This is a genomic window from Caulobacter sp. ALps2, from assembly GCF_058681635.1.
In genome coordinates this window covers 2,546,848-2,571,656 of record NZ_CM178743.1, presented here as the reverse complement: position 1 = coordinate 2,571,656, position 24,809 = coordinate 2,546,848, and the positions used below count along the sequence as shown (strand labels likewise).

Annotated in this window: 22 protein-coding genes; 5 read left to right on the top strand and 17 right to left on the bottom strand. The window is 68.8% G+C overall.

What is annotated here, in order from left to right; genetic code table 11:
- Positions 1 to 171: 171 nt before the first annotated feature.
- The 6 genes from ACW173_RS12250 to ACW173_RS12225 all read right to left on the bottom strand — a co-directional run bounded on the left by ACW173_RS12250 (position 172) and on the right by ACW173_RS12225 (position 4,248).
- On the bottom strand, positions 172 to 1,140 hold the full coding sequence (locus ACW173_RS12250) for a FecR family protein (RefSeq protein WP_492085714.1): 969 nt from the start codon (positions 1,138 to 1,140) through the stop codon (positions 172 to 174).
- Positions 1,109 to 1,690 (bottom strand): RNA polymerase sigma factor, encoded by a 582-nt coding sequence (locus tag ACW173_RS12245; protein ID WP_492085712.1) that lies wholly within the window; start codon positions 1,688 to 1,690, stop codon positions 1,109 to 1,111. The genes ACW173_RS12250 and ACW173_RS12245 overlap by 32 nt, the downstream gene beginning before the upstream one ends.
- 204 nt (positions 1,691 to 1,894) lie before the next feature.
- The gene (locus ACW173_RS12240) at positions 1,895 to 2,329 is read right to left on the bottom strand and encodes a DUF1178 family protein (RefSeq protein ID WP_492085710.1); all 435 of its coding nucleotides are present in this window, start codon (positions 2,327 to 2,329) and stop codon (positions 1,895 to 1,897) included.
- 19 nt (positions 2,330 to 2,348) lie between these two features.
- A complete protein-coding gene (locus tag ACW173_RS12235) occupies positions 2,349 to 3,185 on the bottom strand; it encodes a carbon-nitrogen hydrolase family protein (RefSeq protein ID WP_492085708.1) in 837 nt (278 codons plus the stop codon).
- Positions 3,182 to 3,436, bottom strand: coding sequence for a glutaredoxin 3 (gene grxC, locus ACW173_RS12230; protein WP_492085707.1), 255 nt, complete (start codon positions 3,434 to 3,436; stop codon positions 3,182 to 3,184). Before grxC ends, ACW173_RS12235 begins: the two co-directional genes overlap by 4 nt.
- A gap of 29 nt (positions 3,437 to 3,465) precedes the next feature.
- Positions 3,466 to 4,248 carry a ComF family protein gene (locus tag ACW173_RS12225; protein ID WP_492085705.1) on the bottom strand — a complete coding sequence of 261 codons (783 nt, stop codon included), beginning with the start codon at positions 4,246 to 4,248 and terminating at the stop codon, positions 3,466 to 3,468.
- On the opposite strand from ACW173_RS12225, the gene ACW173_RS12220 reads away from it, so the two are divergent.
- On the top strand, positions 4,248 to 5,162 hold the full coding sequence (locus ACW173_RS12220; protein WP_492085703.1) for a methyltransferase domain-containing protein: 915 nt from the start codon (positions 4,248 to 4,250) through the stop codon (positions 5,160 to 5,162). The two genes, ACW173_RS12225 and ACW173_RS12220, sit on opposite strands and share 1 nt — an antisense overlap.
- A gap of 3 nt (positions 5,163 to 5,165) precedes the next feature.
- Here the strand turns inward: ACW173_RS12220 and ACW173_RS12215 are convergent, their stop codons facing one another.
- Entirely contained in the window at positions 5,166 to 5,402 is a 237-nt protein-coding gene (locus ACW173_RS12215; RefSeq protein WP_492085702.1) for a Flp family type IVb pilin, read from the bottom strand.
- Positions 5,318 to 5,722 carry an 8-oxo-dGTP diphosphatase MutT gene (gene mutT / locus ACW173_RS12210; RefSeq protein WP_492085700.1) on the bottom strand — a complete coding sequence of 135 codons (405 nt, stop codon included), beginning with the start codon at positions 5,720 to 5,722 and terminating at the stop codon, positions 5,318 to 5,320. The genes ACW173_RS12215 and mutT overlap by 85 nt, the downstream gene beginning before the upstream one ends.
- Before the next feature lie 313 nt (positions 5,723 to 6,035).
- Here mutT and ACW173_RS12205 point away from each other — a divergent pair, with 313 nt between their 5' ends.
- Both ACW173_RS12205 and ACW173_RS12200 read left to right on the top strand, forming a co-directional pair.
- Positions 6,036 to 7,472 (top strand): DEAD/DEAH box helicase, encoded by a 1,437-nt coding sequence (locus ACW173_RS12205; RefSeq protein ID WP_492085698.1) that lies wholly within the window; start codon positions 6,036 to 6,038, stop codon positions 7,470 to 7,472.
- Positions 7,473 to 7,700: 228 nt separating this feature from the next.
- Complete coding sequence (locus tag ACW173_RS12200; RefSeq protein WP_492085697.1) at positions 7,701 to 9,893, top strand: PAS domain-containing protein; 2,193 nt, start codon at positions 7,701 to 7,703, stop codon at positions 9,891 to 9,893.
- Between the two features lie 137 nt (positions 9,894 to 10,030).
- Here ACW173_RS12200 and ACW173_RS12195 read toward each other — a convergent pair whose 3' ends face one another.
- The 7 genes from ACW173_RS12195 to ACW173_RS12165 form a co-directional block, all read right to left on the bottom strand.
- A complete protein-coding gene (locus ACW173_RS12195) occupies positions 10,031 to 11,575 on the bottom strand; it encodes a permease-like membrane multi-spanning protein (protein ID WP_492085695.1) in 1,545 nt (514 codons plus the stop codon).
- On the bottom strand, positions 11,572 to 12,342 hold the full coding sequence (locus ACW173_RS12190; RefSeq protein ID WP_492085693.1) for an ABC transporter ATP-binding protein: 771 nt from the start codon (positions 12,340 to 12,342) through the stop codon (positions 11,572 to 11,574). Before ACW173_RS12190 ends, ACW173_RS12195 begins: the two co-directional genes overlap by 4 nt.
- An 88-nt stretch (positions 12,343 to 12,430) precedes the next feature.
- Entirely contained in the window at positions 12,431 to 14,575 is a 2,145-nt protein-coding gene (locus ACW173_RS12185; RefSeq protein ID WP_492085691.1) for a TonB-dependent siderophore receptor, read from the bottom strand.
- Between the two features lie 149 nt (positions 14,576 to 14,724).
- The gene (locus ACW173_RS12180; RefSeq protein ID WP_492085690.1) at positions 14,725 to 15,252 is read right to left on the bottom strand and encodes a hypothetical protein; all 528 of its coding nucleotides are present in this window, start codon (positions 15,250 to 15,252) and stop codon (positions 14,725 to 14,727) included.
- Positions 15,253 to 15,352: 100 nt separating this feature from the next.
- The gene (locus tag ACW173_RS12175; RefSeq protein WP_492085689.1) at positions 15,353 to 15,871 is read right to left on the bottom strand and encodes a hypothetical protein; all 519 of its coding nucleotides are present in this window, start codon (positions 15,869 to 15,871) and stop codon (positions 15,353 to 15,355) included.
- A 58-nt stretch (positions 15,872 to 15,929) separates the two neighbouring features.
- On the bottom strand, positions 15,930 to 17,390 hold the full coding sequence (argJ, locus tag ACW173_RS12170; RefSeq protein WP_492085687.1) for a bifunctional glutamate N-acetyltransferase/amino-acid acetyltransferase ArgJ: 1,461 nt from the start codon (positions 17,388 to 17,390) through the stop codon (positions 15,930 to 15,932).
- 9 nt (positions 17,391 to 17,399) lie between these two features.
- The gene (locus tag ACW173_RS12165; RefSeq protein ID WP_492085685.1) at positions 17,400 to 18,365 is read right to left on the bottom strand and encodes a peptidylprolyl isomerase; all 966 of its coding nucleotides are present in this window, start codon (positions 18,363 to 18,365) and stop codon (positions 17,400 to 17,402) included.
- Positions 18,366 to 18,666: 301 nt separating this feature from the next.
- Between ACW173_RS12165 and secA the strand changes: the two genes are divergently transcribed.
- Positions 18,667 to 21,435, top strand: coding sequence for a preprotein translocase subunit SecA (gene secA / locus ACW173_RS12160; protein WP_492085683.1), 2,769 nt, complete (start codon positions 18,667 to 18,669; stop codon positions 21,433 to 21,435).
- A gap of 45 nt (positions 21,436 to 21,480) precedes the next feature.
- Here the strand turns inward: secA and ACW173_RS12155 are convergent, their stop codons facing one another.
- Positions 21,481 to 22,830 carry an MFS transporter gene (locus ACW173_RS12155; protein ID WP_492085681.1) on the bottom strand — a complete coding sequence of 450 codons (1,350 nt, stop codon included), beginning with the start codon at positions 22,828 to 22,830 and terminating at the stop codon, positions 21,481 to 21,483.
- A gap of 85 nt (positions 22,831 to 22,915) precedes the next feature.
- On the opposite strand from ACW173_RS12155, the gene ACW173_RS12150 reads away from it, so the two are divergent.
- A complete protein-coding gene (locus ACW173_RS12150; RefSeq protein ID WP_492085679.1) occupies positions 22,916 to 23,620 on the top strand; it encodes an ArsR/SmtB family transcription factor in 705 nt (234 codons plus the stop codon).
- A gap of 4 nt (positions 23,621 to 23,624) precedes the next feature.
- On the opposite strand, the gene ACW173_RS12145 is transcribed toward ACW173_RS12150, so the two are convergent.
- Positions 23,625 to 24,680, bottom strand: coding sequence for a DUF2855 family protein (locus ACW173_RS12145; protein WP_492085677.1), 1,056 nt, complete (start codon positions 24,678 to 24,680; stop codon positions 23,625 to 23,627).
- Positions 24,681 to 24,809: the final 129 nt, after the last annotated feature.

Below are 24,809 nucleotides of genomic sequence, written 5' to 3'. Positions count from 1 at the left end.
CGGCCTCCTGACAGCACGAGGGGTGGAGCGCGGATTTCCGGGGAGCATGTGTGTGATTGGTCCGATCACGGCCCAACACGCCCGCTTTCGCGCCAGCTTTGGCCTACGGCGCCCGTTTCTGATGCGCGCGGTCGGGCATGGTCATCCCACCCGGCGGCCGGACGGAACCCATCAAGACGTATGAGGACGGCTGATCCGGATCACGCTGGCGTCGTCGTCGACGACCGCGCCCAGGGTCGCGGCGACCGCCGCGGCGAAGCTTTCGGGCGCGTTGGTCTGGAAGAGACCGACGAAGCGCTCGCGCGCCAGCCCCGGATCCTCGATGACGATCTGCCGGCTGTTGTAGCGGTTGAACAGCCGCGCGGCCTGTTCGAGGCTTTCGCCGTCCAGGGCGATCTCGCCGTTGCGCCAGGCCAGGCTGCGCTCGATCTCGGACGGCGATTCCGCGACCGTGGGCGCGACGGCGCCGGCCAGGAGGATACGGCTGCCCGCCGACACCCGCCGCCGGGACGCCGGCTCGCCCTCGATCCAGGTCTCGACGACGCCCTCGGTGACCATCACGTCGACGCCGGCGCCCGTCTCGTCGCGCCGCACCGAGAAGGCCGTGCCGACGGCCCGGACGCGAACAGCCCCCGCCGCGACGATGAACGGGCGCTCGGGATCCTTGGCGACCTGGAACCAGGCCTCGCCTTCCTTGAGCTCGATCCGCCGCGACTTGGGCTTCATCGCCACTTCCAGCGCGGTCTTGGTGTTGATCGCCACCAGGGAGCCGTCGGTCAACGGCACCCGCCGGATCTCGCCCAGGCGCGTGTCCAGTCGCTGCGGCCGCGCGGCCCACAGGCCGACGCCGCCGATCAGCGCGGCGGCCAGCCCCCCCGCTCCGGCGATCAGGGCGCGACGGTTGGGGCGTTCGGCCACCACGGCCTCGACCGGCGGGACGGTGCTGGCCAGAGCCCGGCCGCGATCCAGGAAGCTGATCGCCGCCTGAGCGCGCAACAGAGCGCCGGGCCGGCGCGCGTCGCCGCTCAGCCAGGCTTGCAGTTCGGGATCATGCTCCACGTCCAGGCCACGCGCATCGACGCGGGCGGCCCAGTCGGCCGCCTCCTCGTCAATCTCGCTTGCGGACCGGATGGAGCTCATGAGCCTTGCCGACTGCCGGTTGATCCTGTGTCACCGCTTCCGATAAGGCCCGCAGGATTAAACGCAAGCCCCGCGCCGATTGCATTTCCACGACATTCTCGGTCACCCCCAGGCGCAAGGCGGTTTCCCGCTGCGACAGGCCGTGGATCCGGCGAAGGGTGAAGATCTGCCGACACCGCTCGGGTAGCTCCTCTATCAGCTGTCGCACCCGCCCCAGTTCGCGACGGCCGGCGACCACGCGTTCGGGAGATGGCTCTTCATCTACGACGTTCAGCGCTTCGATTTCCGTGACGCAATCGATACGAACGATGCGCGCGCGGCGAATTTTCTCGATGGCGATGTTGCGCGCGGTCCGGAAGAAGTAGGCGCGACCATTGGCGATGTGGGCGATGCTGTCCAGGGCGGCCAGCCGGCAATAGGTCTCCTGGATCACGTCGTCGATGTCGACGGCCGTGCTCCCCGAGCGCCGCAGCCACGCGCGCACGTCCGCTTCGTGCGGAAGGATCTGGCCGCCCACGAAAGCGACGATCTCGGCGCGGCTCTGTTTCAACGGCCCCTCGACGGCGGCGACTTGGACTAGGCGCAAGTTCCGGCCCGTCGGCGAGGCCGACAATATCCATGCGGTCCGATCACCCGGGTTTCGCGGTTCGGCGCCGCAGCATGGGGCATAACCAAGCCCCCGGCGCCTCGCGTGGACCAATCGCGCCTCGCTCGCGGGACCGGGATCGACCCGACGCCGTCCTCGCCCGACGGCTCAGTTCACGTCCGTCTTCTTCGGCGCGGCCGGCGGCAGTGGGGCCACCTTGACCCCGTCCTCGACCAGGGCCCGGACCTCGGTGGGCGAGGCCTCGCCATAGATGCCGCGTTCTTCCGACGCGCCTTCGTGGATGGCCCGGGCCTCCTTGGCGAAGGCGTCGCCGACGTAGTCGAAGTTGTCCTCGACGTGCCGGCGCACCTCGCCCATGGCCGTCATCATCATCTCGCGCATCTTCGGATCAACCGCCGGCGCCGAACGCTGCGCCTTCGTGCGCGCCACGGCCGGGGCCATGATCTGCTTGGAGACGCCGCGCGAACCGCAGACGGGACATTCGACGAGGCCGCGCGCGGCCTGGTCGTCATAGTCCGTCGACGAGCCGAACCAGCCCTCGAACGCGTGGGCCGCATCGCACTGGAGCGCGTACTTTATCATCGGCTTAAGATGAGGACTTTCAGGGCCCGACGAAAGGCCGGGCGTTCTTGAGGACCGGGATCGCCGCCCGCGCCGACAAAGCGGCGGGCAGGTCGAGGTCGGCCAACAGCACGCCGGGCTCGTCGTGGTCAAGCTTGGCGATGATCTCGCCCCAAGGTCCGATCACGATCGAGCGACCCCAGGTGCCGCGTCCGTCCTCGTGGAAACCGCCTTGCGCCGCCGCGATCACGAACGAGCCGGTCTCGATGGCGCGGGCCCGCAACAGCACGTCCCAGTGCGCCTCGCCGGTCGGACGGGTGAAGGCCGCCGGCGCCGTCAGCACCGTCGCCCCGGCCAGGGCAAGGGCGCGATGCAAGGCCGGGAACCGCATGTCGTAGCAGATGGTCAAGCCGAAGTTCGCCAGCGGCGTCTCGACCACCACCGCCCGCTCGCCGGGGGTGTAAGTCGCCGACTCCCGCGCCGTCTCGCCGGTGGGGAGATCCACGTCGAACATGTGCAGCTTGTCGTAGGTCGCCACGATCGCGCCGGTCGGGTCGATCACCGCCTGCCTGTTCGCCGCCTTGCCATCCTCGCGTAGGACGAGGGCCGAGCCGACGTCGATCCAGGTTCCGGTCTCGGACGCGATCTCGCGCAGGCCGCCCACGACCGGATCGTCCTCCAGCGCCGTCAGGGTCGGCAGCAGTTTCGTCCGGTCCTTCTGCAGGACGTTCGTGCACTCCGGGGTCAGCACGAACCGGGCCCCGCCCGCGATCGCCTCGCGCACCAGCGGCGCGACATGAGCCAGCGCCGCCGCGTGGGTCGCGGGGGTGCGGGTCTGGATCAGACCGACCCGTAGAGCCCCATTTGGCGGCGTCATGCGGCCAGCATCTGGTCCAGCTTGCCCTCGCGCTCGAGGGCCATCATGTCGTCGCAGCCGCCGATGTGCTGCTCGCCCACGAAGATCTGCGGGAAGGTCGTGCGGCCCGAACGCTGCATCATCTCCTGACGCAGGTTGGGATCCATGCCGGCCTCGACCTCGGTGAAGTCGGCGCCCTTGTCGCTGAGCAGGGCCAGGGCCCGGGCGCAATAGCCGCAGAATGGGCGGGTGTAGATGGTGACGTGAGCCATTAGCGTGAGAAACCTTGAGTCCTGCGTCTTCATATAGGACGCGCTTGCATTTCTGTAACGCGGGCGACGACGGATAAAGTCACGTCCGCCGCGCCGGCCGCGAAAAGCGCTCGCGCGCAACCCTCGGCCGTGGCGCCTGTGGTCAACACGTCATCAATGAGAACGATCCGCCGGCCTTCAACCCAGCGCCGCCTCGTTTCGGGGACGGCGAAGGCGGCGGCCACGTTGCGCCGCCGGCCGGTGGCCGACTTGCCGCCCTGGCTGGCGGTGTCGCGTTTACGGACCAGGGCGTCGGGCAGGTAGGCCAGGCTCGCCATCCGCGCCAGGGGCCGGGCGATCTCGGCGGCCTGGTTGTAGCGGCGGCTGAACATCCGCGAGCGGTGGACGGGCACGGGGACCACCGCGTCGGCGCTCGCCAGCAGGTCGATCGCCGCCCGCGACAGCCAGCGGGCGAACAGTCGCGCCAGTTCCGGCTGGTCGGCGTGCTTCAGCTTCAAAACCAGGTCGCGCGAATGTTCGTCGTAGACACAGGCCGCGCGGCAGCGCCGGAAGGCCTTGGGTTTGGCCTGGCATCCAGGGCAGCGCTCCAGCGCCATCTCCGCATAGGCCATGGCCAGGCCGCAGCCATCGCAGACCGGGTCGTCCAGGAAGGTCACCTTCGAGAAGGCCGACGCGGACAGGCCCCCGCTAAGCGCCGCCTCGCCATCCAGGCTGGACGGCGGCAGCAGCAGATCGAGCACACCGCGCCCCATGCCCATCAAGAGGGGGGCGCCTTTCCAGAACGGTCCGGAATCGCCATGTTCCGCGCGCAATGACCGCCTCCCCCCTGCTTTTCGACCGCGCCCTGCATCGCGCCCGTCTCGACCGCGCCGCGCCCGAGTTCGCGTCCGCCGACTTCCTGAAGGCTCGGGCGGCCCAGGACGTCGTCATGCGGCTGGAGACGATCCTGCGACGCTTTCCGGTCGCCGTCGACCTCGGCGCGAGAAATGGCCATTTTTTCAAGGCGTTGGAGGACAGCGACGCCCGCGTCAACATCGATACGCTGATCGAGGCCGACCTGTCTGGCCGGATGCTGGCCGGCCGCGACACCCTCCGCGTTGTCGCCGACGAGGAGCGCCTGCCGTTCGGCGACGGCGCCCTGGACCTGGTGACTTCGACCCTCTCGCTGCACTGGACCAACGACCTGGTCGGCGCCCTGATCCAGATCCGCCGCGCGCTGCGGCCCGACGGCCTGTTCGTCGGCGCGATCTTCGGCGGGGCGACCCTGACCGAACTGCGCCAGTGCCTGCTGGCCGCCGAGGCCGAGCTGTCGGACGGCGCCTCCATGCGGGTCTCGCCGTTCGCCGACGCCATCGACGCGGCGGGCCTGCTGCAACGAGCCGGCTTCGCCCTGCCCGTCGCGGACGTGGATCGTGTGAAGGTCCGCTACGCCCATCCGATCAGGCTGCTGCACGACCTGCGGGCCATGGGCGAGACCAGCGTGCTGCTGGACCGCTCGCGCAAGCCGCTCTCCCGCAAGGTGCTGTTCCGGGCGATGGAGCTCTATGTCGAGCGTTTCGCCGAGGCCGACGGCAAGGTCCCCGCGACCTTCGAGATCGTCTCGGTCACCGGCTGGGCGCCGCATGACAGCCAGCAGAAACCGCTGCGTCCAGGCTCGGCCAAGATGCGGCTGGCGGAGGCCTTGGGAACTCAGGAGCAGCCGGCGGGCGACAAGTCCACGCCGTAAGGATCAGGTGCCGATCGCGTTCGCGGTCTTGGTGAAGGCGCTCTTGATATTGCCGCCGATGGTGGTCAGGGCGGTGATCAGGATGACGGTGATCAGGGCCATGATCACCCCGATCTCGACGGCGGTCGCGCCGCGCTCGTCGCGCCAGAAGCGGCTCAGAGCAGATCGCGCAGCCAGGCGACCAGCGGCTCGTCCGCGGGGGGCATCGGGTAGTCCGCGAGTTTGTCGGGCTTCACCCATGCCAGCGCCTCGTGCTCCTTACGCGTCACTTGGCCTTCCCACCGACGCAGCAGGTAGAGTGGCATCAGGAGGTGAAAAGACTCGTAAGAGTGTGACGCGAAGACGAACGGCGCCAGGCAGGCCTGGGCGACGGTAATGCCAAGCTCCTCCTGCAGTTCGCGGATCAGGCACTGTTCGGGGGTTTCGCCGGGCTCGACCTTCCCGCCCGGAAACTCCCACAGGCCGGCCAGCTGCTTGCCTCGCGGCCGCTGACAGATCAGCACCCGCCCGTCGACATCGATCAGGGCGGCGGCGACGACGAGGACGATCGGCTTGGTCATGGGCCGGGTTTGGCGTGGGTCCGCGGCGCTGGCAAGAGTTTCCAGATCCCCCCCCGGCGGGGGGAGGATTTAGCGTTCCCAACCCTCTTCCTTGACTTTTGCACCGCAACATAAGATATGAGCCCCGCGCCCCATTGGCGCTATCGGTGCTCCAGCCGCGTGAGGGTCCTTTTCGGACCAGCCTGTCGAGCGCCATGAAGAGCTTCTCATTAGAGAGCCCGTGCACGCGGGGCGCTCCCCCGACGACCAGCCGAGGGGCCAGCCGTGCGAGGACGCATGGGCTGCATTCGGCGCATGATTAAGACAAACACCCGTGACGCAATTTTCCGACCTTGGCCTGGCCAAGCCGCTGCTGAAGGCCCTCGCCGAGAAGGGCTACAAGGAGCCGACGCCGATCCAGGCCCAGGCCATCCCGGTGGTGCTGCAAGGCAAGGACCTGCTGGGCATCGCCCAGACGGGCACCGGCAAGACCGCCGCCTTCGCCCTGCCGATCCTGCAGCGCCTGGCCGAAGACCGTAAGCCGGCGCCGCGCCGCGGCTTCCGCTGCCTGGTGCTGTCGCCGACCCGCGAACTGGCCACCCAGATCGCCGAGAACTTCAAGGCCTACGCCGTCCACATGGGCCTGTCGGTTCACACCATCTATGGCGGCGTGAAGTACGGCCCGCAGATGAAGGCCCTGGCCGGCGGCATCGACGTTCTGGTCGCCACCCCGGGCCGCCTGATGGACCACATGGCCGAGAAGTCGGCCATCGTCTCGGGCACCGAGATCTTCGTGCTCGACGAAGCCGACCAGATGCTGGACCTGGGCTTCGTGGTGCCGATCCGCAAGATCGCCAGCCAGCTGACCAAGAACCGCCAGAACCTGTTCTTCTCGGCCACCATGCCGACGGAGATCGGCAAGCTGGCCGGTGAGCTGCTGAAGGATCCGGTGCAGGTCTCGGTGGCTCCGCAGGCGACCACCGTCGAGCGCATCGACCAGCGTGTCCTGTTCATCGAGGCGCAACGCAAGCGTCCGCTGCTGGCCGAGCTGTTCGCCGACAGCAACTTCTCGCGCTCGATCGTCTTCACCCGCACCAAGCGCGGCGCCGACCGGGTGGCCAAGTACCTGAACGCCGCCGGCATCGAGGCCGCCTCGATCCACGGTGACAAGACCCAGGGCCAGCGCGAGCGCGCCCTGGCCGCCTTCAAGGCTGGCGAGATGCGGGCCCTGGTGGCGACCGACATCGCCGCGCGCGGCATCGACGTCAACGACGTCAGCCACGTCATCAACTACGAGCTGCCCAACGTGCCGGAGGCCTATGTCCACCGGATCGGCCGCACCGCCCGCAAGGGCAAGGACGGCATCGCCATCAGCTTCTGCGCCGATGACGAACGCAGCCTGCTGAAGGACATCCAGAAGGCCACCCGCCAGGTGATCCCGACCTTCGACCGCCGCAACGACAAGAACCTCGCGGCCGCCGCGGCCGTCGCCGACAAGCTGGCCCCGCCGGAGAAGTACGTCGATCCGCGCAAGGCCGATCCGCGCAACGACGTGCCGTCCGAGCTGCGCCGCAAGCGTCCCCGCAACCGCAATGGCGCCAACGGCGGCGGCGGTCGTTCCGAGGGCGGACAGAAGGCGCAGGGCCAAGGCCAGAAGCGTCAGGGCCAGGGTCAGGGCCAAGGCCAGAAGGCCGGCGCTCCCCGGAACGAGTTCCGCGGGCCCAAGCGCCCGGCCGCCCCGGCCGAAAAGCGCTGGTCGCCCATCGACTAAGCGGAAATAAAACAAAGAGTTGTAAAACGGGGCGGCGAAAGTCGCCCCGTTCGTTTTCCGGCATTCTTTCGCTAAAGCGAAGCTTGTATCCGCCACGCCTATGAGGTCACCATAATGGCGGGCCGGCCAGTGAGGCCGGATGGGGGACCGATTGCGATGGGCGAGGGTAAACCACGCGCCACGCCAGTACTGACACGCATCGCGGGCGGCGATATGGCGGCTCGCGTCATGGCGTTTGATTGGTCGCGCACGCCGCTGGGGGCGATCGACACCTGGTCGCCGGCCCTGCGCATGGCCGTCAACATGATCCTGACCACCAACTTCCCCATGGCGCTGCGCTGGGGGCCCGAGCTGGTCCTGATCTACAACGACGCCTACAGCCCGGCCCTGCATGAGAGCCATCCGCAGGCGCTGGGCGTGCTGTTCACCCAGACCTCGCCCGAATTCCAGGCCTCGATCCGCGCTTTGCACGAAGACATCCTGGCCGGGGCCAGCGGCGGCTTCGCCTTCGAGAAACTGCCCCTTCGGGTCACCCGGGGCGGCCGGCAGGAGCTGGGCTATTTCCGGGTCAGCTACAGCCCGGTGCCGGACGCGACCACCGCCAACGGCGTCGGCGGCGTGCTGGTCACCGCGGTCGAGATCTCGCAGTCGGTCGCCGACCAGAAAACCCTGCGCACCACCCAGGAACGCTATGAGATGGCCCGCGAGGTCGCCGGGGTGGTCGGCGCCTGGGAATGGGACATCAAGGCCAACAAGGTCTATGCCGACGCCCGCTACGCCGAGCTGCACAACGTCGCGCCCGAGTTCGCCGAGGCCGGCCTTCCGGCCCAGAGCTACACTCCCGCGGTCCACCCGGAAGACCGCGACCGCATCCGCGACACCGCCCTGAAGGCCGCCCAGAGCGGCGGCCACTTCTCCGAGGAGTACCGGCTGGTCCAGGCCGACGGCTCGATCCGCTGGGTCTATACGCGCGGTCGCGCCTATCTGGACGAAGATGGCCAGCCGCATCGCAACACCGGCGTCATCGTCGACATCACCGAGCGCAAGGCCGTCGAGGACGATCTGGCCGCCGCGCGCCTGGACCTCGACCTCGCCGCCCAGGCCGCCGGGATGGGCCGCTGGGACCACAGGCCCGTTCTGGGCCAGCGGTTCTGGGACGCGCGCGCGCGCGCCATCTTCGGCCTGACGCCGGATGAGGAACCCTCTCAGGAGACCTTCGAGCGGCTGCTGCATCCCGATGACCTGCCGGCGGTCCGCGCCGCCGTGGCCGCCGCGACCGCGCCGGGCGGAACCGGCGCGATCAACATGGAATACCGCATCCATCGCGGCGACGACGGCGCCCTGCGCTGGGTCGAGACGTTCGGGCGGGCGTTCCTGGACGGCGACACGGTCACGCGGTTCGTCGGCGTGGTCTCGGACGTCACCGAGCGGCGCGAGGTGATCGACCACCTGCTGCGCCAGGAAGAGACCTTGCGCCTGGCCATCGACGCGGCCGACGTCGGCACCTGGGACTTCGACATCGACACGAACAAGGTGGTCTGGTCGGACCGCTGCTACGGCATGTTCGGCATCGAGCCGGGCGAGACGATCGACCCCGGGACCTTCTTAGCCCGCGTGCACCCAGGCGACCAGGCGCGGGTGCAGGAGGCCATGCGCCTGGCCCGCGATCCAGCGGTTCGCGCCGACTACTCGATCGAATTCCGGGTCATCGGCCGCGACGACCATGTCGAGCGCTGGCTGTACGTGAAGGGCAAGGTGTTCTTCGGCGACGACGACAAGGCCCATCGCTTCGTCGGGGCCGTGGTCAACATCACCGACCGCAAGCGCGCCGAACTGCATCTGCGGCTGCTGGTCAACGAGCTGAATCACCGGGTCAAGAACAGCCTGGCCACCATCCAAGCCATCGCCGCCCAAAGCTTCACCGGAGAACGCGCCCTGCCCCAGGCGCAAGAAGCCTTCTCCAGCCGCATCGTCGCCCTGGCCGAGGCCCACGACCTTCTGACCCGCGAGAACTGGGAAGGCGCCGAGCTGCATGACGTCACCGGCCGTCTGGCCGACCTGCATGGCGGCCTCGCCCGCTTCGAATTGTCAGGGCCTTCCATCCGCCTGTCGCCCAAGACGGCCCTGTCACTGTCGATGGCCCTGCACGAACTGGCCACCAACGCCATGAAGTACGGCGCCCTGTCGACGACGGACGGTCGCATCCAGGTGGTCTGGGACCTGGCGCCCGATCCCGGCGCGGCGCGGCTGGACTTGACCTGGACCGAACGCGGCGGGCCGCCGGTCAAGCCGCCGACCAATCGCGGCTTCGGCTCGCGCCTGATCGAACGCGGCCTGGCGGCGGAACTGTCGGGCTCGGCGGCGATCGATTTCCAGCCGGACGGGGTGGTGTGCCGGATCCGGGCGTTGCTGGAGGCTTGAACTCCTCATCCGATTTTCCCGGCGAAAGCCGGGACCCAGATCTCGAAGCGCTGGGGATGATTGGAAGAGCGCGGCGTTCCTAGCGCCCACCTCAACGCTTTTCCATCTGGGCCCCGGCTTTCGCCGGGGAAACGGAATTATGCGGACGCCCTAAGCGCCGCCGCGATCTGCTCGTCCGTTCGTCGCAGCGCCATCATCACCGCTCCGGCCACGATCAGCGGCGGTAGCGCCCAGACGTGCCAGCCCGCCACGGCCAGGGCCGTCGCGCCGCCCAACAGGAAGGCGATCAGCAGCTCGGCCAGGGCCGCCAGGAACGAGCCGGCGCGGCGGCGGCGGAAGTCGGCGCGCTTGCCGGGTTTCTGATGCCAGATGCCGATCAGGCCCGAGCTCCAGGCCGTCAAGCCCGCGCCGATCGCGGTCCACAGCGCCGCCAGGGGCGCGAACCAGGCCAGGGCGGCGATCGGCGCGGCCAGCAGCACCGCCACCGGAATCAGGGCCGCCGCCAGCTTGGCCCGACGCAGCACGCTCATCGGCGTGGGCGAGATGGCCAGCAGGTCGGGCGTGTCCTCGGCCGAGACCGTGATCCAGATCAGGCTGCCGGTCACCTGGCCCGCTAGGAAGGTCACCGCGGCGGCCGGACCGGCCAGGGCCCAGGCCGGCAGATGCGCGGCGTTGCGAGCCAGCAGGAACGCCAAAGGCAGCATGTACAGCACCCGCAGCAGCACCTGGGACAGCAGGGCCGCGTCGCGGCTGACCAGGCGCAGCTCCTTGCGCACCGTGGCCCGGAACGCGCCGGCGGCGAAAGCGCGGGTCGGCCCCCTGGCGGCCTTGCGGGTCTCGGCCCCCTGGGTGGCGGCGGCCGCGTCGGCGAAGCGACGGCCCAGCACGCGGGCCGCGAACAGGAAGATCCCGAGGCCGATCGCCGTCACCACCAGCAGCGGGATCGGCTGGCCGAGCGCGGCGCGCAGCGGCCAGTCGGCGAACGGCGGCGGCACGACGCGGCCTTCGTTGACGTCCATGGCGATGCGCGCGAACAGGCTCTCGCTGCGCTGCTCGCCCATCAGGTTGCGGTATTGGCTGGCCAGGAAGAAGGCCGCGCCGATCAGGGCCGCCATCACCTGGGCCACGGTGCGCGTGCGGCGCGGACCGATCAGCGCGAACAGGGCCATGGCCAGCAGCAGCCCGATCCCGGATGCGCCAAGCGCGGCGGCGGCCAGCACCACGAAGACGCCGGCCCAGGCCCAGTGCCCCAGCAAGATCGCCGGCGTCAGCAGCAGCACGGCCGGCAACAGGAACCAGAGACCGGCATTGACCGCCAGGCCCAGCGCCCGGACGAACAACACCTTGCGCGGCGCCAGCGGTGACGAGAACAGCAGGTCGAGGTCGTTGCGCTCGTAGAGCGCGTCCGCCGAGGCCGCCAGGGTGGTCGACAGCATCAGGGTCAGGATCACCGCCAGCACCAGGTCGGCGATGACCACCGCCAGCGGGACCAGCGGCACTTCGTGCCCACGCACACCCACCGCCAGGAAGATCCCGCCCGTCAGGATCATCGAACCGACGAACAGAAACGCGATCCAGGCCCCGACGCCGCCCTTGCGCCCGGCCTTGAGGCCGCGCCAAGTCAGGCGCAGCTCGTGGGCCAGCAGCCAGGGCGTGCTGGCGGGCTTGAACGGCAGGCTCACGCGCCAACCTTCTCGGGGGCGGCCTCGGCGGTGGTCAGCTGCAGGAAGACGTCCTCCAGCGTGCGGCCGCTGGCCTCGCCGGCCTTGGCCCGCAGCTCGTCCAGCGTGCCCTCGGCCATCAGCCGGCCGCCGGCGATGATGCCGATGCGGTTGGCCATCCGCTCGGCGACCTCGAGAATGTGGGTGGTCAGGATCACCGTGCCGCCAGCGTCGACGCGGGCTTGCAGCATGTCCTTGACCAGCCGCGCGGCGGCCGCGTCCAGGCCAGTCAGCGGCTCGTCCAGGATCAGCAGCTTGGGCTCGTGGATCAGGGCGCCGGCCAGGGCGACCTTCTGCTTCATGCCGCGCGAGAAGCCCTCGCAGCGGCGGCGGGCCTCGTCGGCCAGGCCCAGGGTGGCCAGCAGCTCTTCGGCCTTTGATTTGGCGGCGCGCGGCTCGATGTTCCAGAGGCCGGCGACGAACTCCAGATATTCGAGCGGCGTCAGCTTGTCGTAGATCATCGCCTCGTCGGGGGCCCAGGCCAGCAGGGCCTTGGCGCCGGCGGGGTCCTTGCGGGCGTCCACGCCGAAGATCTCGACCTGGCCGCTATCGGGCTGGGTGAGGCCGGCGACCATGCGCAGGGTGGTGGTCTTGCCCGCTCCGTTCGGGCCCAGCAGGGCGTAGAGCTCGCCGGCATGGACCGTCAGGTCGAGGTCGGACACCGCGGGCTTGGCGAACGTCTTGTTCAACCCGCGAACGATCAAGGCTTCCGTCAAACCCGCCCCCAAACACTGCTCGGCGACGATGTGAGCCTGATGCGGTAACCGAGGCAAGAGGATGCGCCCGCTCCCGGAAGAGAGCGGGCGCCGCCAAGCCTTAGAACGCGTATTTCAGGGCGATCGTGTAGTTTCGCGGCTCGCCATAGCGATACTGGCTGTAGAAGCCGGTCTGGGCGTAATAGGTCTTGTCCGTCAGGTTCTCGATATTGGCCTGGACCGACAGCTGCTCGTTGACCTCGTAACGGGCCATCAGGCTGACCAGGGCGTAGGACTTCTGCGCGAAGCTGAAGGGCGCGCCCGTGACCGGGTTGGTCGAGGCCGAATAGGCCTCGCTCTGCCAATTGACGCCGCCGCCCACCGTCAGGCCGCTGAGCGCGCCCGGCGGTTGGTAGGTCGTGAACAGCTTGAAGAGCTTGCGCGGGAAGGCGGTGTTGACCTTCACGTCGTTGACGTCGCGCATCTGGAACTGGCTGTAGCCCAGCGAGACGTTCCAGTTTTCCAGCGGCTTGCCGATCACTTCCAGCTCGAAGCCCTTGCTGGTCGCGCCCTTGGCGGCGATCGAGGCGCGGGTCGGCGGGGACGAGCCCGGGATGATGTGCGTCAGGTCCGGGTCGGTCTGGGCCAGATTGTCCTGGACGATGCGGAACACCGCCACCGAGGTCTGCAGCTTGTCGCCGAAGAAGGCGCTCTTGAGGCCCCCTTCCAGGCTCTCGCCGGTGATCGGATCCAGATAGGCGCCGGTGTAGTCCTGAGCGTTCTGCGGCTGGAAGATCTCGGTATAGCTGGCGTACAGGCGATGGTTCGGCGTCAGGTCGTAGAGAGCGCCCAGATAGGGCACGAACACGTTGTCGTCGCCGAAGTCAAAGTTGCCGTAGTTGAAACCCTTCTGGCGCCAGCTGGACAGGCGCGCGCCGCCGATCACCTTGAATTCGTCGGTGACGTTGATGCGCGTGGCCGCGTAGTAGCCGCTCTGCTTGATACGCTGATCGACGGTCGGCGACGGGGTCGTCGAGAAGGTCGGGTGCGGGATGGCCGTCCAGTCGAAGAAGCTGCCCGCCGTCGTGGCCGCGGAGGTCTGGGCGAAGGTGTCGGTGGTCAGGTGTTGCTTGCTGCCCAGCGCGCCCAGCACCAGCTCGTGCTGGCGGCCGAACAGGGTGTAGTCGCCCTTCAGCTGGACATCGATGCTGTTCTGGATGCTCTCGCCTCTGTCCTTGTACGGATAGGGCGCCCACTGCCAGGTCCCGGTCGTCTTGTCGATCAGGCCCGACATGTAGAGCAGCTCGGTGCTCTGGGCGTTGCGGATCCAGTTGTAGTTGACGCTCAGCGACCAGCCGTTGCCGAAGTTGTGCCGCAGGTTGGCGAAGACGTTCTGGTTGGTGCTGTCCCAGTAGCTCCACTTGGCCGAGGCGGTCTTGGTGCGCGGCCAGATGGCCACGCCGCCGTCGCTGTAGAAGGTGGGCAGAGCGCCCCAGGCCGGGGCGTTCGGCGCGCCCTTCTGCTGGCTGGCGCCGACGCGCAGCAGGGTGTTCTCGTCCAGATCGGCGTCGACGACCCCGTACAGCACCGACTTCTCGTTCTTGTACCAGTCGATGAAATTCTCGGTCTTCTCGTACTTGGCGACGGCGCGGCCGCGGATCTTGCCGCTGGCGGTCAGCGGACCGGCGACGTCGGCCTGGACCTGGCGGTTGTTCCAGCTGCCGACGCTGGCGTTCACATAGCCGGTCAGCTCGCGGCTGGTGGCGTGCTTGCGCACCAGGTTGATCGAGGCCGAGGGCTCGCCGGCGCCGGTCATCAGGCCCGTGGCGCCGCGCACGATCTCGACGCGCTCGTAGATCGACACGTCGGCGATGGTCTCGCCGGCCCCGCCGGCCAGGGTCCAGGCGGTCGGCACGCTGTCGATCTGGTAGTTGTTGATCTCGAAGCCGCGGGCGTTGAACGTGTTGCGCACGTCGTCGACCTGGTTGGCGGCGACGCCGACCGTGTTGGTGACGATATCGGCGACGGTGCGCAGGTTCTGGTCGAGGATGCGCTGAGCGGTGATCACGGTCACCGACTGCGGCGTCTCGCGCAGGGTCAGGCCCAGGCCCGTGGCCGTGTCGATGCGGTTGTTGATCGTGTACGAGCCGGTGATGACCACCTGGTCGACTTCGGTCGCGTCCCTGACCTTGGCTTCTTGGGCCATGGCGGGCGCGGCGAATGCCAGAAGAGCGCCGCCCGCGAGCAGCGTGATTTTGAAGTCCATGTGCCTTACCCCTGATAGACGCCTGCCGCACGGAGAGACGCGGCGGTCGCAGGCGCTGTCGGCTTGAGACGCCGTTGATCAGGAGGCTATAACGAGCGTCACCTGCAATTGCAAATGACTCTCATGAAGATTTGGGAGCGGTCGCCTTGTCAGAACCGCGTCTTGCAGCCTTGCCGCAGATGCACCCCACGCAGGAAGCCGCGCCGGGCCAGCCCCGCGTCGACGGCGGCGTTCAGGCGGCGGTCGTTGGGCGCCGCGCCGGTCACTTCGCGGACCAGGCCGCGGAAGGGAATGATGCTGTTGATGATGGTCTTGCCGCCCGCCTCGGCCAGCTTGCCGGCGCGGTTCTCCTCGTACGAGTTGCCCACGACGTAGTCGGCGCCCAGGACCCCGTTCAGGCTGGTCACTTCCGAGGCCAGGGCCTTGCAGGTCTTCAGGCCCTTGAGGCTGTAGGGATCGGCATAGGCCTTCTCGAGGATCGGCGGGATCTCGCGCTTGGACATGCCGACGTCGCGGACCGGCTGGCTGCCGATATCCGTGGCCTTCTTCTTGGCCTCGCCCCAGCGACCGCCGGGCTCGTCCGGGGTGGACGGCGGCTTGACCTGGGCCAGAGCGGGCGCGGCCGAGGCCAGCATCGCGACCAGCAGTCCGGTCATGATGGTTTGCTTCAGAGACATCTCAAACGCCCTCCAACCCAGGTGAACACCGATCAGGAACGGCGGTCCACGCTTGTGGTTCCGCTTGCCCGGCCAAGGGGCGGCAAGGGTTTGGGCCAGCTTAGTTCGGCGGGGTCGCGGCTTCCAGTTCGAAGGCGGCGTCGAAGGCCTCCTCGCCGGGCACGGTCCCTTCCAGGGCGCCGAGAAACAGGTCCTCCAGAGCGTCCCAGATGAAGGTCATCTGTTCCAGCACGGCCGGCACGCGGGCGGTCTCGAAGCCCGGATACAGGTCCTCGACCAGCCACAGACCGGTCTGGGCGTCATAGCCGAAGCGGCAGCCGATCAGGCGGAACTGGGCCAGGGCCAGGGTCTCGAACAGCGCCGTCAGGTCGCGGGCCTCGGCCAGGTCCTCGGGATCCAGCACCAGGCAGCGCACCTGCAGCCAGCCGTGGTCGGGCAGCAGGTAATAGGCGCCCTCATCCTCGCCGCCTGAGACTTCCAGGCCGCGATCGATGGCGTCGACGACATAGCCGGCCTCGCGGCAAGCGGTCGTGAGCTGCGCCAGCAGGGCGGCTTCCTGGTCTGGGGTGAGGTCGGTCATGGGGAGGCTCCGGTCTAGGCTCGCCACTCTAACATTCATCGTCATCCCGCGCATAAAGCGCGGGATGACGGGTAGTTTTGGGGCGGCGGCTAGAACCCTAGCTCCGATAATCCCCGTTGATGGCCACGTACTGCTTGGTCAGGTCGCAGGTCCAGACGGTGGACGAGCCCTTGCCGACGCCGACGTCGACGCTGACCTCGAACGCCTGGTTCTTCACGTAGGCGCTCATCTTGGCCTCGTCGTATTCGGCCGAGACCAGGCCGTCGCGGGCGGCGTAGAGGTCGCCGAACTTGACGCTGATCTTCTCGCGGGCGACCGGCTCGTCGGCGCGGCCCACGGCCATGACGATGCGGCCCCAGTTGGCGTCCTCGCCGGCGAAGGCGGTCTTGACCAGAGGGCTCTCGGCGATGGTGCGGGCGATCTTGCGGGCGCTGGCCGGGCTCTCGGCGCCGTTGACGGTGATCTTGACGAACTTGGTCGCCCCCTCGCCGTCGCGGACCAGCTGCAGGGCCAGGTCCAGCAGCACGTGCTCCAGCTTGTCGCGGAAGTCGGCCAGGCGCTTGTCGCCCGGACGGCTGATCTTGGGCGCGCCCGACTGGCCGGTGGCGAACAGCAGCAGGGTGTCGTTGGTCGAGCGGTCGCCGTCCACCGTCACGCAGTTGAAGGTCGTGCGCGTGTAGAGGCTGACCAGGGTCTGCAGCGCCGCCGGGGCGATGGCCGCGTCGGTGGCCACGAAGGCCAGCATGGTGGCCATGTCGGGCGCGATCATGCCCGAACCCTTGGCGATGCCGGCGATCTTGACCTCGACGCCGTCGATCATCGCCGTGGCGTAAGATCCCTTCGGGAAGGTGTCGGTGGTCATGATCGCCCGGCCGGCCTGGGCCCAGGCGTCGGCGGTCAGGCGGCTCTCCACCTCGGGCAGACGGGCGGTGATCTTGGCGTCGTCCAGGATGACGCCGATGACGCCGGTCGAGGCCATCATCACGTCGCGCTGCCGGCAGTCCAGGCGCTTGCCGACGGCCGTGGCCACGCGGCGCACGGCGTCGGCGCCGGGACGGCCGGTGAAGCTGTTGGCGCAGCCGGCGTTGACCACCAGGGCGCGGACGTCCGCCCCGCCGGTGGCGGCCAGTTGCCGCTTGCACCAGTCCACGGGGGCCGAGCCGACGCCATGACGGGTGAAGACGCCCGCCGCCGAGGTCCCCTCGGCGAAGCGCATCAGCAGCAGGTCCTCGCGCTCGTGCTTGTAGAAGCCGGCGCGGCCGGTGGCGATCTCGACGCCGGCGATCGGCGGGATCAGCGGAAACGGCACGGCCAGGGGCGAGATCGCCAGGCCGGGCTTGCCCGCGCCGGTGGATACGGGCTTGGCCGGAGCGGACGCGGAAACATCTTCACCCGCCGACTTCTGGGCGCGGCGCAGGCCGGCGCGCTTCAGGGCCGAGGTCAGCGGATCAACCAGGGCGCGCTCGATCGCGGCCCCGGCGGCGGCGACTGGATTAGGCGCGGCTTCCGGCGCCTTCGCGGCCGTGGTCTTGCCCGAAGTCTTGGGAGTCTTGGTCATGGGCCGCTCTTACTTCTTAGCGGGTTGGGCGGGAGGCGGAGCCGAGGCCGGCGCGCCGGCCAGCGGTTCCGGCGGCGCGGAGGCGGGCTCCTGGGCGCCGGCCGCGCCGGGCGCGTCCTGGGTCTTGCCGATCAGCATCTCGACCTTGGCCGAGCCGCGCAGCTTCTCAAGGATGTCGCGGACCTGGTCATAGGTCAGGAACCGCACGATCTGCGGGCGCGCGGCCTCCAGGGTGATCGGCTCCTCGGTGCGCTTGTCCTCGACCTTGACCAGCACCCAGCCGCCCTCGGCCGCGAACGGACCGACGAGGGCGCCCTTCTGGGCGTCCTTCAGGGCGACGCCATAGGGCTCGGGCATCACGTCCAGCGTGAAATAGCCCAGGTCGCCGCCATTGAAGCGGGTGGCCTGGTCGGTCGAACGCTCCATGGCGAGAGCGTCGAACGAGGCGCCCGAAGCCAGCAGCTTCTTGACGCTGTCGGCCTCGGCCTGGCTGCCGACGATGATCTGGCGGGCGCGGATCTCTTCCGAGCGCTTCGAGAGCTTCTGCTGCTCGGCATAGAGCTTGCGGATGGCGTCCTCGGTGACGGCCTTCTCGACCACGCCCTCGACCAGCATGTCGCCCAGGATGCGCTCGCGGGCCGCGGCCAGGCGGCGCTGGGCGATGGCTTCCTTGTCGATCTTGCGCTTGGTCGCCTCGGCGGCCAGCAGCTTCTGGTCGATCACCTCGTCCAGGCGCTGGCGGAAGACCTCGCTGGAGATGTCCAGCGGCTCGCCCTCGCTGATCAGGCCCTGGGCCACCGCCTCGCGCTTGACGTCCGACGCCCAGATCACCTGGCCGTTGACGCGCGCCACGGCGGTGTCGCCGGGCTCGGGCGGACGCTCGGCGACCTTGTTCTGGCCACACGAGGCCAGCAACAGGGCGCAGGTCACGGCGCTGATCAGACTGACGAGGCGGAAAGTGGTCTTCAAGGCCAAGTTCTCCGGCTTTGCTTAGCAAAGCGCTCTAGCGTGCTTTTTCGCCCAGTGGAAACGGCTTCGCCACACAAAGCGTTCGTGTCGGTGAAAACTAGCCTTGTAACGCCCATCGACGGGTTTGAACCCCTACATACGGCGGGGTCTTCGCGTTGACACCAAGAAGGCCGGTGCTTAAGTCTCCGGCCGCAATGGAATAGCGGATTTATCCGCTCATCCTGCGCGACTTCATCTACCGTAGTCGAGGCCCCACAGCCTTAGCGCCGGCCTCCTCGTCAAACCGTCCCTTTCGGATTCCCCCTGCATGCTTGGTCTCGCCAAAAAGCTCTTCGGCTCTTCCAACGAACGCAAGGTCAAAGCCTTCGCCGCGCGGGTCGCCAAGATCAACGCCCTTGAGCCCGAATACGCGGCCCTCTCGGACGAGGCGCTGAGGGGCAAGACCGCCGAGTTCAAGGCGCGCCTGGAAAAGGGCGAGACGCTGGACGACGTGCTGAATGAAGCCTTCGCCGTGGTGCGCGAGGCCTCCAAGCGCGTGCTGGGCATGCGCCACTTCGACGTCCAGATGGTCGGCGGCATGGTGCTGCACTTCTCGGGCATCTCGGAAATGCGCACGGGCGAGGGCAAGACGCTGGTCGCCACCCTGCCGACCTATCTGAACGCCCTGGAAGGCAAGGGCGTCCACGTCATCACCGTCAACGACTACCTGGCCCGCCGCGACGCCGACTGGATGGGCCAGATCTACACCTTCCTGGGCCTGACCTATGGCGTGATCGTCAATGGCCTGAGCCAGGGTGAGCGTCAGCGCGCCTATCGCAGCGACATCACCTACGGCACCAACAACGAATTCGGCTTCGACTACCTGCGCGACAACCTCGTCTACAGCGTCGAGGAAATGGTCCAGCGCGGCCACAACTTCGTCATCGTCGACGAAGTGGACTCGATCCTGATCGACGAGGCCCGCACGCCGCTGATCATCTCGGGCCCGACCGAGGACCGCAGCGAGTTCTACAAGACGATCGACGTGCTGGTGAAGCAGCTGATCCAGGACAAGGGCACGTACGACCACGACGAGAAGCAGAAGCAGGTCATCCTGACCGAGGACGGCCAGGAGAAGATCGAAGAGATCCTGATGTCGGGCGGCCACCTGGCCGAGGACTCGGCGGGCCTCTACGACGCGGCCAACGTCTCGGTGGTCCACCACGTCAACCAGGCCCTGCGCGCCAACATCCTGTACACGCGCGACAAGGACTACATCGTCAAGGGCGGCGAGATCATCCTGATCGATGAGTTCACCGGCCGCATGATGACCGGCCGCCGCCTGTCGGAAGGCCTGCACCAGGCCATCGAGGCCAAGGAAGGCGCCGACGTCCAGCCCGAGAACCAGACCCTGGCCTCGGTGACGATCCAGAACTACTTCCGCCTCTACAAGAAGCTGTCGGGCATGACCGGCACGGCTTCGACCGAGGCCCAGGAATTCGACGACATCTACAAGATGAGCGTGTCGGAAATCCCGACCAACCGCGTCATCAAGCGCATCGACGACGACGACGAGGTCTATCGCACCGAGCGCGAGAAGAACGAGGCCATCCTCAAGCAGATCGCCGACTGCCACGTGCGCGGCCAGCCGATCCTGGTCGGCACCGTGTCGATCGAGAAGTCGGAAGAACTGTCCAAGCTGCTCTCCAGCTTCGCCTTCGAGAACGACGGCAAGAAGGTCAAGGGCATCCCGCACCAGGTGCTGAACGCCCGCTTCCACGAACAGGAAGCCGGCATCGTCGCCGACGCGGGCGTGCCCGGCGCGGTGACGATCGCCACCAACATGGCCGGCCGCGGCACCGACATCCAGCTGGGCGGCAATATCGACATGCGCCTGGCCAACTGGCGCCAGCAGCAGAAGGGCATGGGCCTGGAGATCTCGCACGAGGACGAGGTCGAGGAGCGCGCCCGTCTCGAGGCCGAGATCGTGGTCGCCAAGGAAAAGGCCCTGGCCGCCGGCGGCCTGTTCGTGCTGGGCACCGAACGCCACGAAAGCCGCCGCATCGACAACCAGCTGCGCGGCCGCACCGGCCGTCAGGGCGACCCGGGCCGCTCGAAGTTCTTCCTGTCGTGCGAGGACGATCTCCTCCGCATCTTCGCCGGCGAACGCCTGGACGCGATCATGCGCACCTTCGGCGTCCAGGAAGGCGAGGCGATCACCCACAAGTGGCTGAACAACGCCATCGCCACGGCCCAGAAACGCGTCGAGCAGCGCAACTACGAGATCCGCAAGAACCTCCTGAAGTACGACGACGTCGTCAACGACCAGCGCAAGGCCGTGTTCGAGCAGCGCCAGGAGTTCATGGAGTCGAGCGACCTCTCGGACATCATCGCCGAGATGCGCCAGGACACGATCGACGACCTGGTCGCTCGTCACCTGCCCCCCAAGGCCTATGCCGAGCAGTGGGACATCGAGGGCCTGAAGGAACGTGTCCAGTCGATCCTGGGCCTCGATTTGCCGATCGAGACGTGGGCCGCCGAGGAAGGCATCGCCGACGAAGAGATCAAGGACCGCATCCAGAAGGCGGCCGACGAATACGCCGCCCAGCGCGAAGTGATCATCACGCCCGACCAGATGCGCTCGGTCGAGAAGAACTTCCTGCTGCAGATGATCGATCTGCAGTGGCGCGAGCACCTGATGCACCTGGACCACCTGCGCAACGTCATCGGCTTGCGCGGCTATGGCCAGCGTGATCCGCTGAACGAGTACAAGACCGAGGCCTTCTCGCTGTTCGAGAAGCTCTTGGGCGATCTGCGCACCAACACCACCCGCTGGCTGATGACGGTCGAGATCGCCTATGCCGAGCCGGAGGTCCCGCACACGCCGGAAGGCCTGGTCGAGGTCCACCTGGACCCGCTGACCGGCGAGAACGCCGCCGTCGCTGGCGCCATCCCCGACGGCCTGTCGCCGCAGCAGCGCGAAGCCCTGCCGGTCTCGTCGCTGCCGGAAGACTGGGAACGCACGGGCCGCAACAGCGCCTGCCCCTGCGGCTCGGGCAAGAAGTTCAAGCAGTGCCACGGCTCGCTGGTGAAGTGAGCTAGCTCAAACTCCGATCTCCCCGGCGAAAGCCGGGGAGACGGGTTAGGGTCGAGGCCTGGTAGGCAACCCCGCCACCACCGCCGCGCCGACCAGCAGCGCCGCCGCCGCGATCCCGGAGGCGCGCAGGCCCGTCACCACGTCCACGCCCGCCAGCGCGCCGAAGATGGCCACGCCGGCGGCGCCACCGACCTGGCGGCAGGCGTTGAGCGCGCCCGAGGCCGCGCCGGCGTCGTGGCGGTCGACGCTGGCCAGCAGGCCGCTGGTCAGGGCCGGGATGGCCAGGCCCATGCCGCCGGGGATCAGGGCGAAACCGGGCAGCATCTCCAGCATGCCGCTGCTCGCGCCCAGCCGCGCCGTCAGGGCGTAGCCGCAGGCGGCCAGCAGCACGCCGCCCGTCGTCACCGTCCGCGCCCCGAACCGCGCCACCAGGCCGCCGCTCAACAGGTTGGAGACGATGAAGGTCGCCGTCAGGGGCAGGAAGGCCAGGCCCGCCTTGGCCGGCGCCCAGTGCAGGGCGCGCAGCATGTAGAGGCCCAGCACGAAGATCAGGCCGTAGTAGGCGAAGTTCAGCGCCGAGCCGACGACGACCGCCGTCCAGGCCGGGCGCTCGCGGAAGACGTTCAGCGGCATCGCCGGGTGGGCCGCGCGGCGCTCGAACAGCACGAAGACGGCGGCCAGCACGACACCGACGAGCAGGGCCAGCAGCGGCGCCCCGCCCCAGCCTCGGTGGCCGCCCTCGATCAAGCCGCCGACCAGCAGCGAGACGGCGGCGACCGCCAGGGCTTGGCCAGGGATGTCGAACGGGACCTTGGGCTTGGCGGGCGTGGGCGGCGCGACCGCCAGGGTGAGAACAACCCCGAGCGCGCAGACCGGCAGGTTGACGAAGAACACCCAGCGCCAGCCCAGGCTCTCGACCAGCAGGCCGCCCAGCACCGGCCCGGCGGCGATCGACACCCCGCCGGCGGCGGTCCACCAGCCGACGGCCGAGGCGCGCTTGCGGTCGTCGCCATGCGCGGCGTGAGCGATCAGGGCCAGCGACGGCGGGATCAGCAGCGCCGCCGCCGCGCCCTGGGCCACGCGGGACAGGATCAGCATCAGCGGAGCGCCCGCGAAGCCGCACGCCGCCGAGGTCAGGCCAAACAGGATGAGCCCCGCCACGAACGCGCGACGCGGGCCCACCCGGTCGCCGATCGCCCCCGCCGACAGCAGCATGGCCGCCAAGGCCAGGATGTAGGCGTCGACCACCCATTGCAGCTGGGCGGTCGGGGCGTGCAGCGCCGTGCCGATGGCGTCCAGGGCGACATTGACGATGGTCGCGTCCAGCTGGGTGACGAAGAAGCCGAAACTGGCGGCGGCCGTGATCAGGAGAAGGCGAGAAGGCGGGTTGCTCATGGTCCTGGAATTGCCCCCTCACGCCACGCCGATGCTACACGCGCCGATGAACCATTCCGCCAGCGATGGGTCTAGGATGTGGACCATGGACGCCAACATCGCCACCCCCGCCGCCCTGATTGGCGACCCGACCCGCGCCGCCATGCTGCAGGCCCTGCAGGACGGTCGAGCCCAGCCCGCCAGCGCCCTGGCGTGGGCCGCCGGCGTCACCGCCCAGGCGGCAAGCAACCACCTGGCCAAGCTGGTCGACGGCGGCCTGCTGGCCGTCGAGCGCGAGGGGCGGCATCGGTATTACCGCCTTGCCAGCGCGGAAGTCGCCCACGCCATCGAGGCCCTGTCGGTGCTGGCCACGCCCGTGCGCTCGCTGGAAGCGCCGCGCTCGCCCAAGGCCCGGGCGCTGCGCGATGCTCGCTGCTGCTACGGCCACCTGGCTGGCAGGCTGGGCGTGAAGGTCTGCGACGCCCTGGTGAGCCAGGACCTGATCCGCCCGGCGGCGGACAAGCTCTATGAGGTGACGCCGGACGGCCGCCGCTGGTTCGAGGATCTGGGCGTGGAGGTCGACACCCTGCGCTCACCGCGCGGCGTGGCGCGACAGTGCCTGGACTGGACCGAGCGACGGCATCACCTGGCCGGGCCGCTGGGGGTGAAGCTGTTGGAGGCGATGACCGCGCGGGGATGGCTGGCGCTGGAGGCCCAGGGTCGCGCGGTGCGGCTGACGGTGGACGGGGCGCGGGCGTTGCGGGAGCGGCTGGGGGTGAGCCTGGAGGACGAGGGGCGGGTGGCGGCTTAAGACGCTAAGGTCTCAACACCACGCCCGCATCCGCCGCCGTCCCCCCATCCACCTGCGCCAGATAGGCCGCTTGTATAGCCTCCCGCCCCTGCCCGCGCTCCACCCGCAACCACCGCGGCGCATCGGCGACGAACCCCGCCCAGGCCGCGCCGTAACGCTGCTCGAACTCGCCTGGGGCCCAGTCCTGGCGGCGCTTGGCCATGCGGTCGGGGGCGAAGAAGAACGCCGGCGTCGGTCCCGGCAAGGTCCCGCCACCTCGCGGCGCTTCCCAGTGCGTGCCGCCGACCAGGATCGAGGCCTTGAGCTCATCGGCGAACCGGTTGTGCACGGCGCCCAGCACCGCCGCGTCGCCCGCGAAGTCGACGAACGCCGCCGGCGCCGCGATCGGCGCGCTCGCCAAGTCGTCGTACGGCACGACCTGATCGTAGAATCCCAGCCCCTCGACGAACGCCTGGTTGCGCGGCGAGGTCAGGCCGACCACCGCCACGCCGCCGCGCTTCTTCAGCAAGGCCGCCAGGGCGATCGCGGTCTTGGAAGAGGCGCTGGACAGGATCACGCTCCTGGCGCCGTGGAAGCCGCTCTCTTCGAACTGGTCGTCGATCAGGAAGGCGGTGATGAACAGCGGTTGCAGCAGCGCCTTGTGCGCCTCCAGCCCGTCGTCGGCGCCAACCGCCTGGTACTGGTTGTAGACCGCCGCCAGATGCTGGCGATGCGGCGCGATGTCGGTGAAGCCGCTCTTGCTGGGCTTGGCCCGCACCGTCAGGTGGGTCGACATCGGCCAGTAGCCGTAGAACCGCTGGCCCACCGCGATGTCCGGATGCGCCGAGGCCTCGACATGGGCATGGCCCCAGACCGGCACGCGGCCGAAACCGTCCGGTCCGGGGAAGAAGTCCCAGTACTTCATCATCTCGCCGAACACGGCATAGGTGATGTTGTTGGCCGTCAGGGCGAAGCTTTCGATGGCCAGGCGGACCTGGCCGTCCTCCAGCGGCGGCGGCTCCACGTCGCGGAATTCCGTGCGGCGCAGGTCGTCTTTGGCGACGACGAGATCCCAGGCCATGGCGGCCTCCCGTGCTGTTTCGACGGAGTTAGCGGGAGGTCGCGCGGCAAGTCAAACGCACGTTTGACCGAAACGCTCGTGGAAGCGTGGAGACTCGCCGGACGTATCGTCCAGCGGTGCTTCGGACAC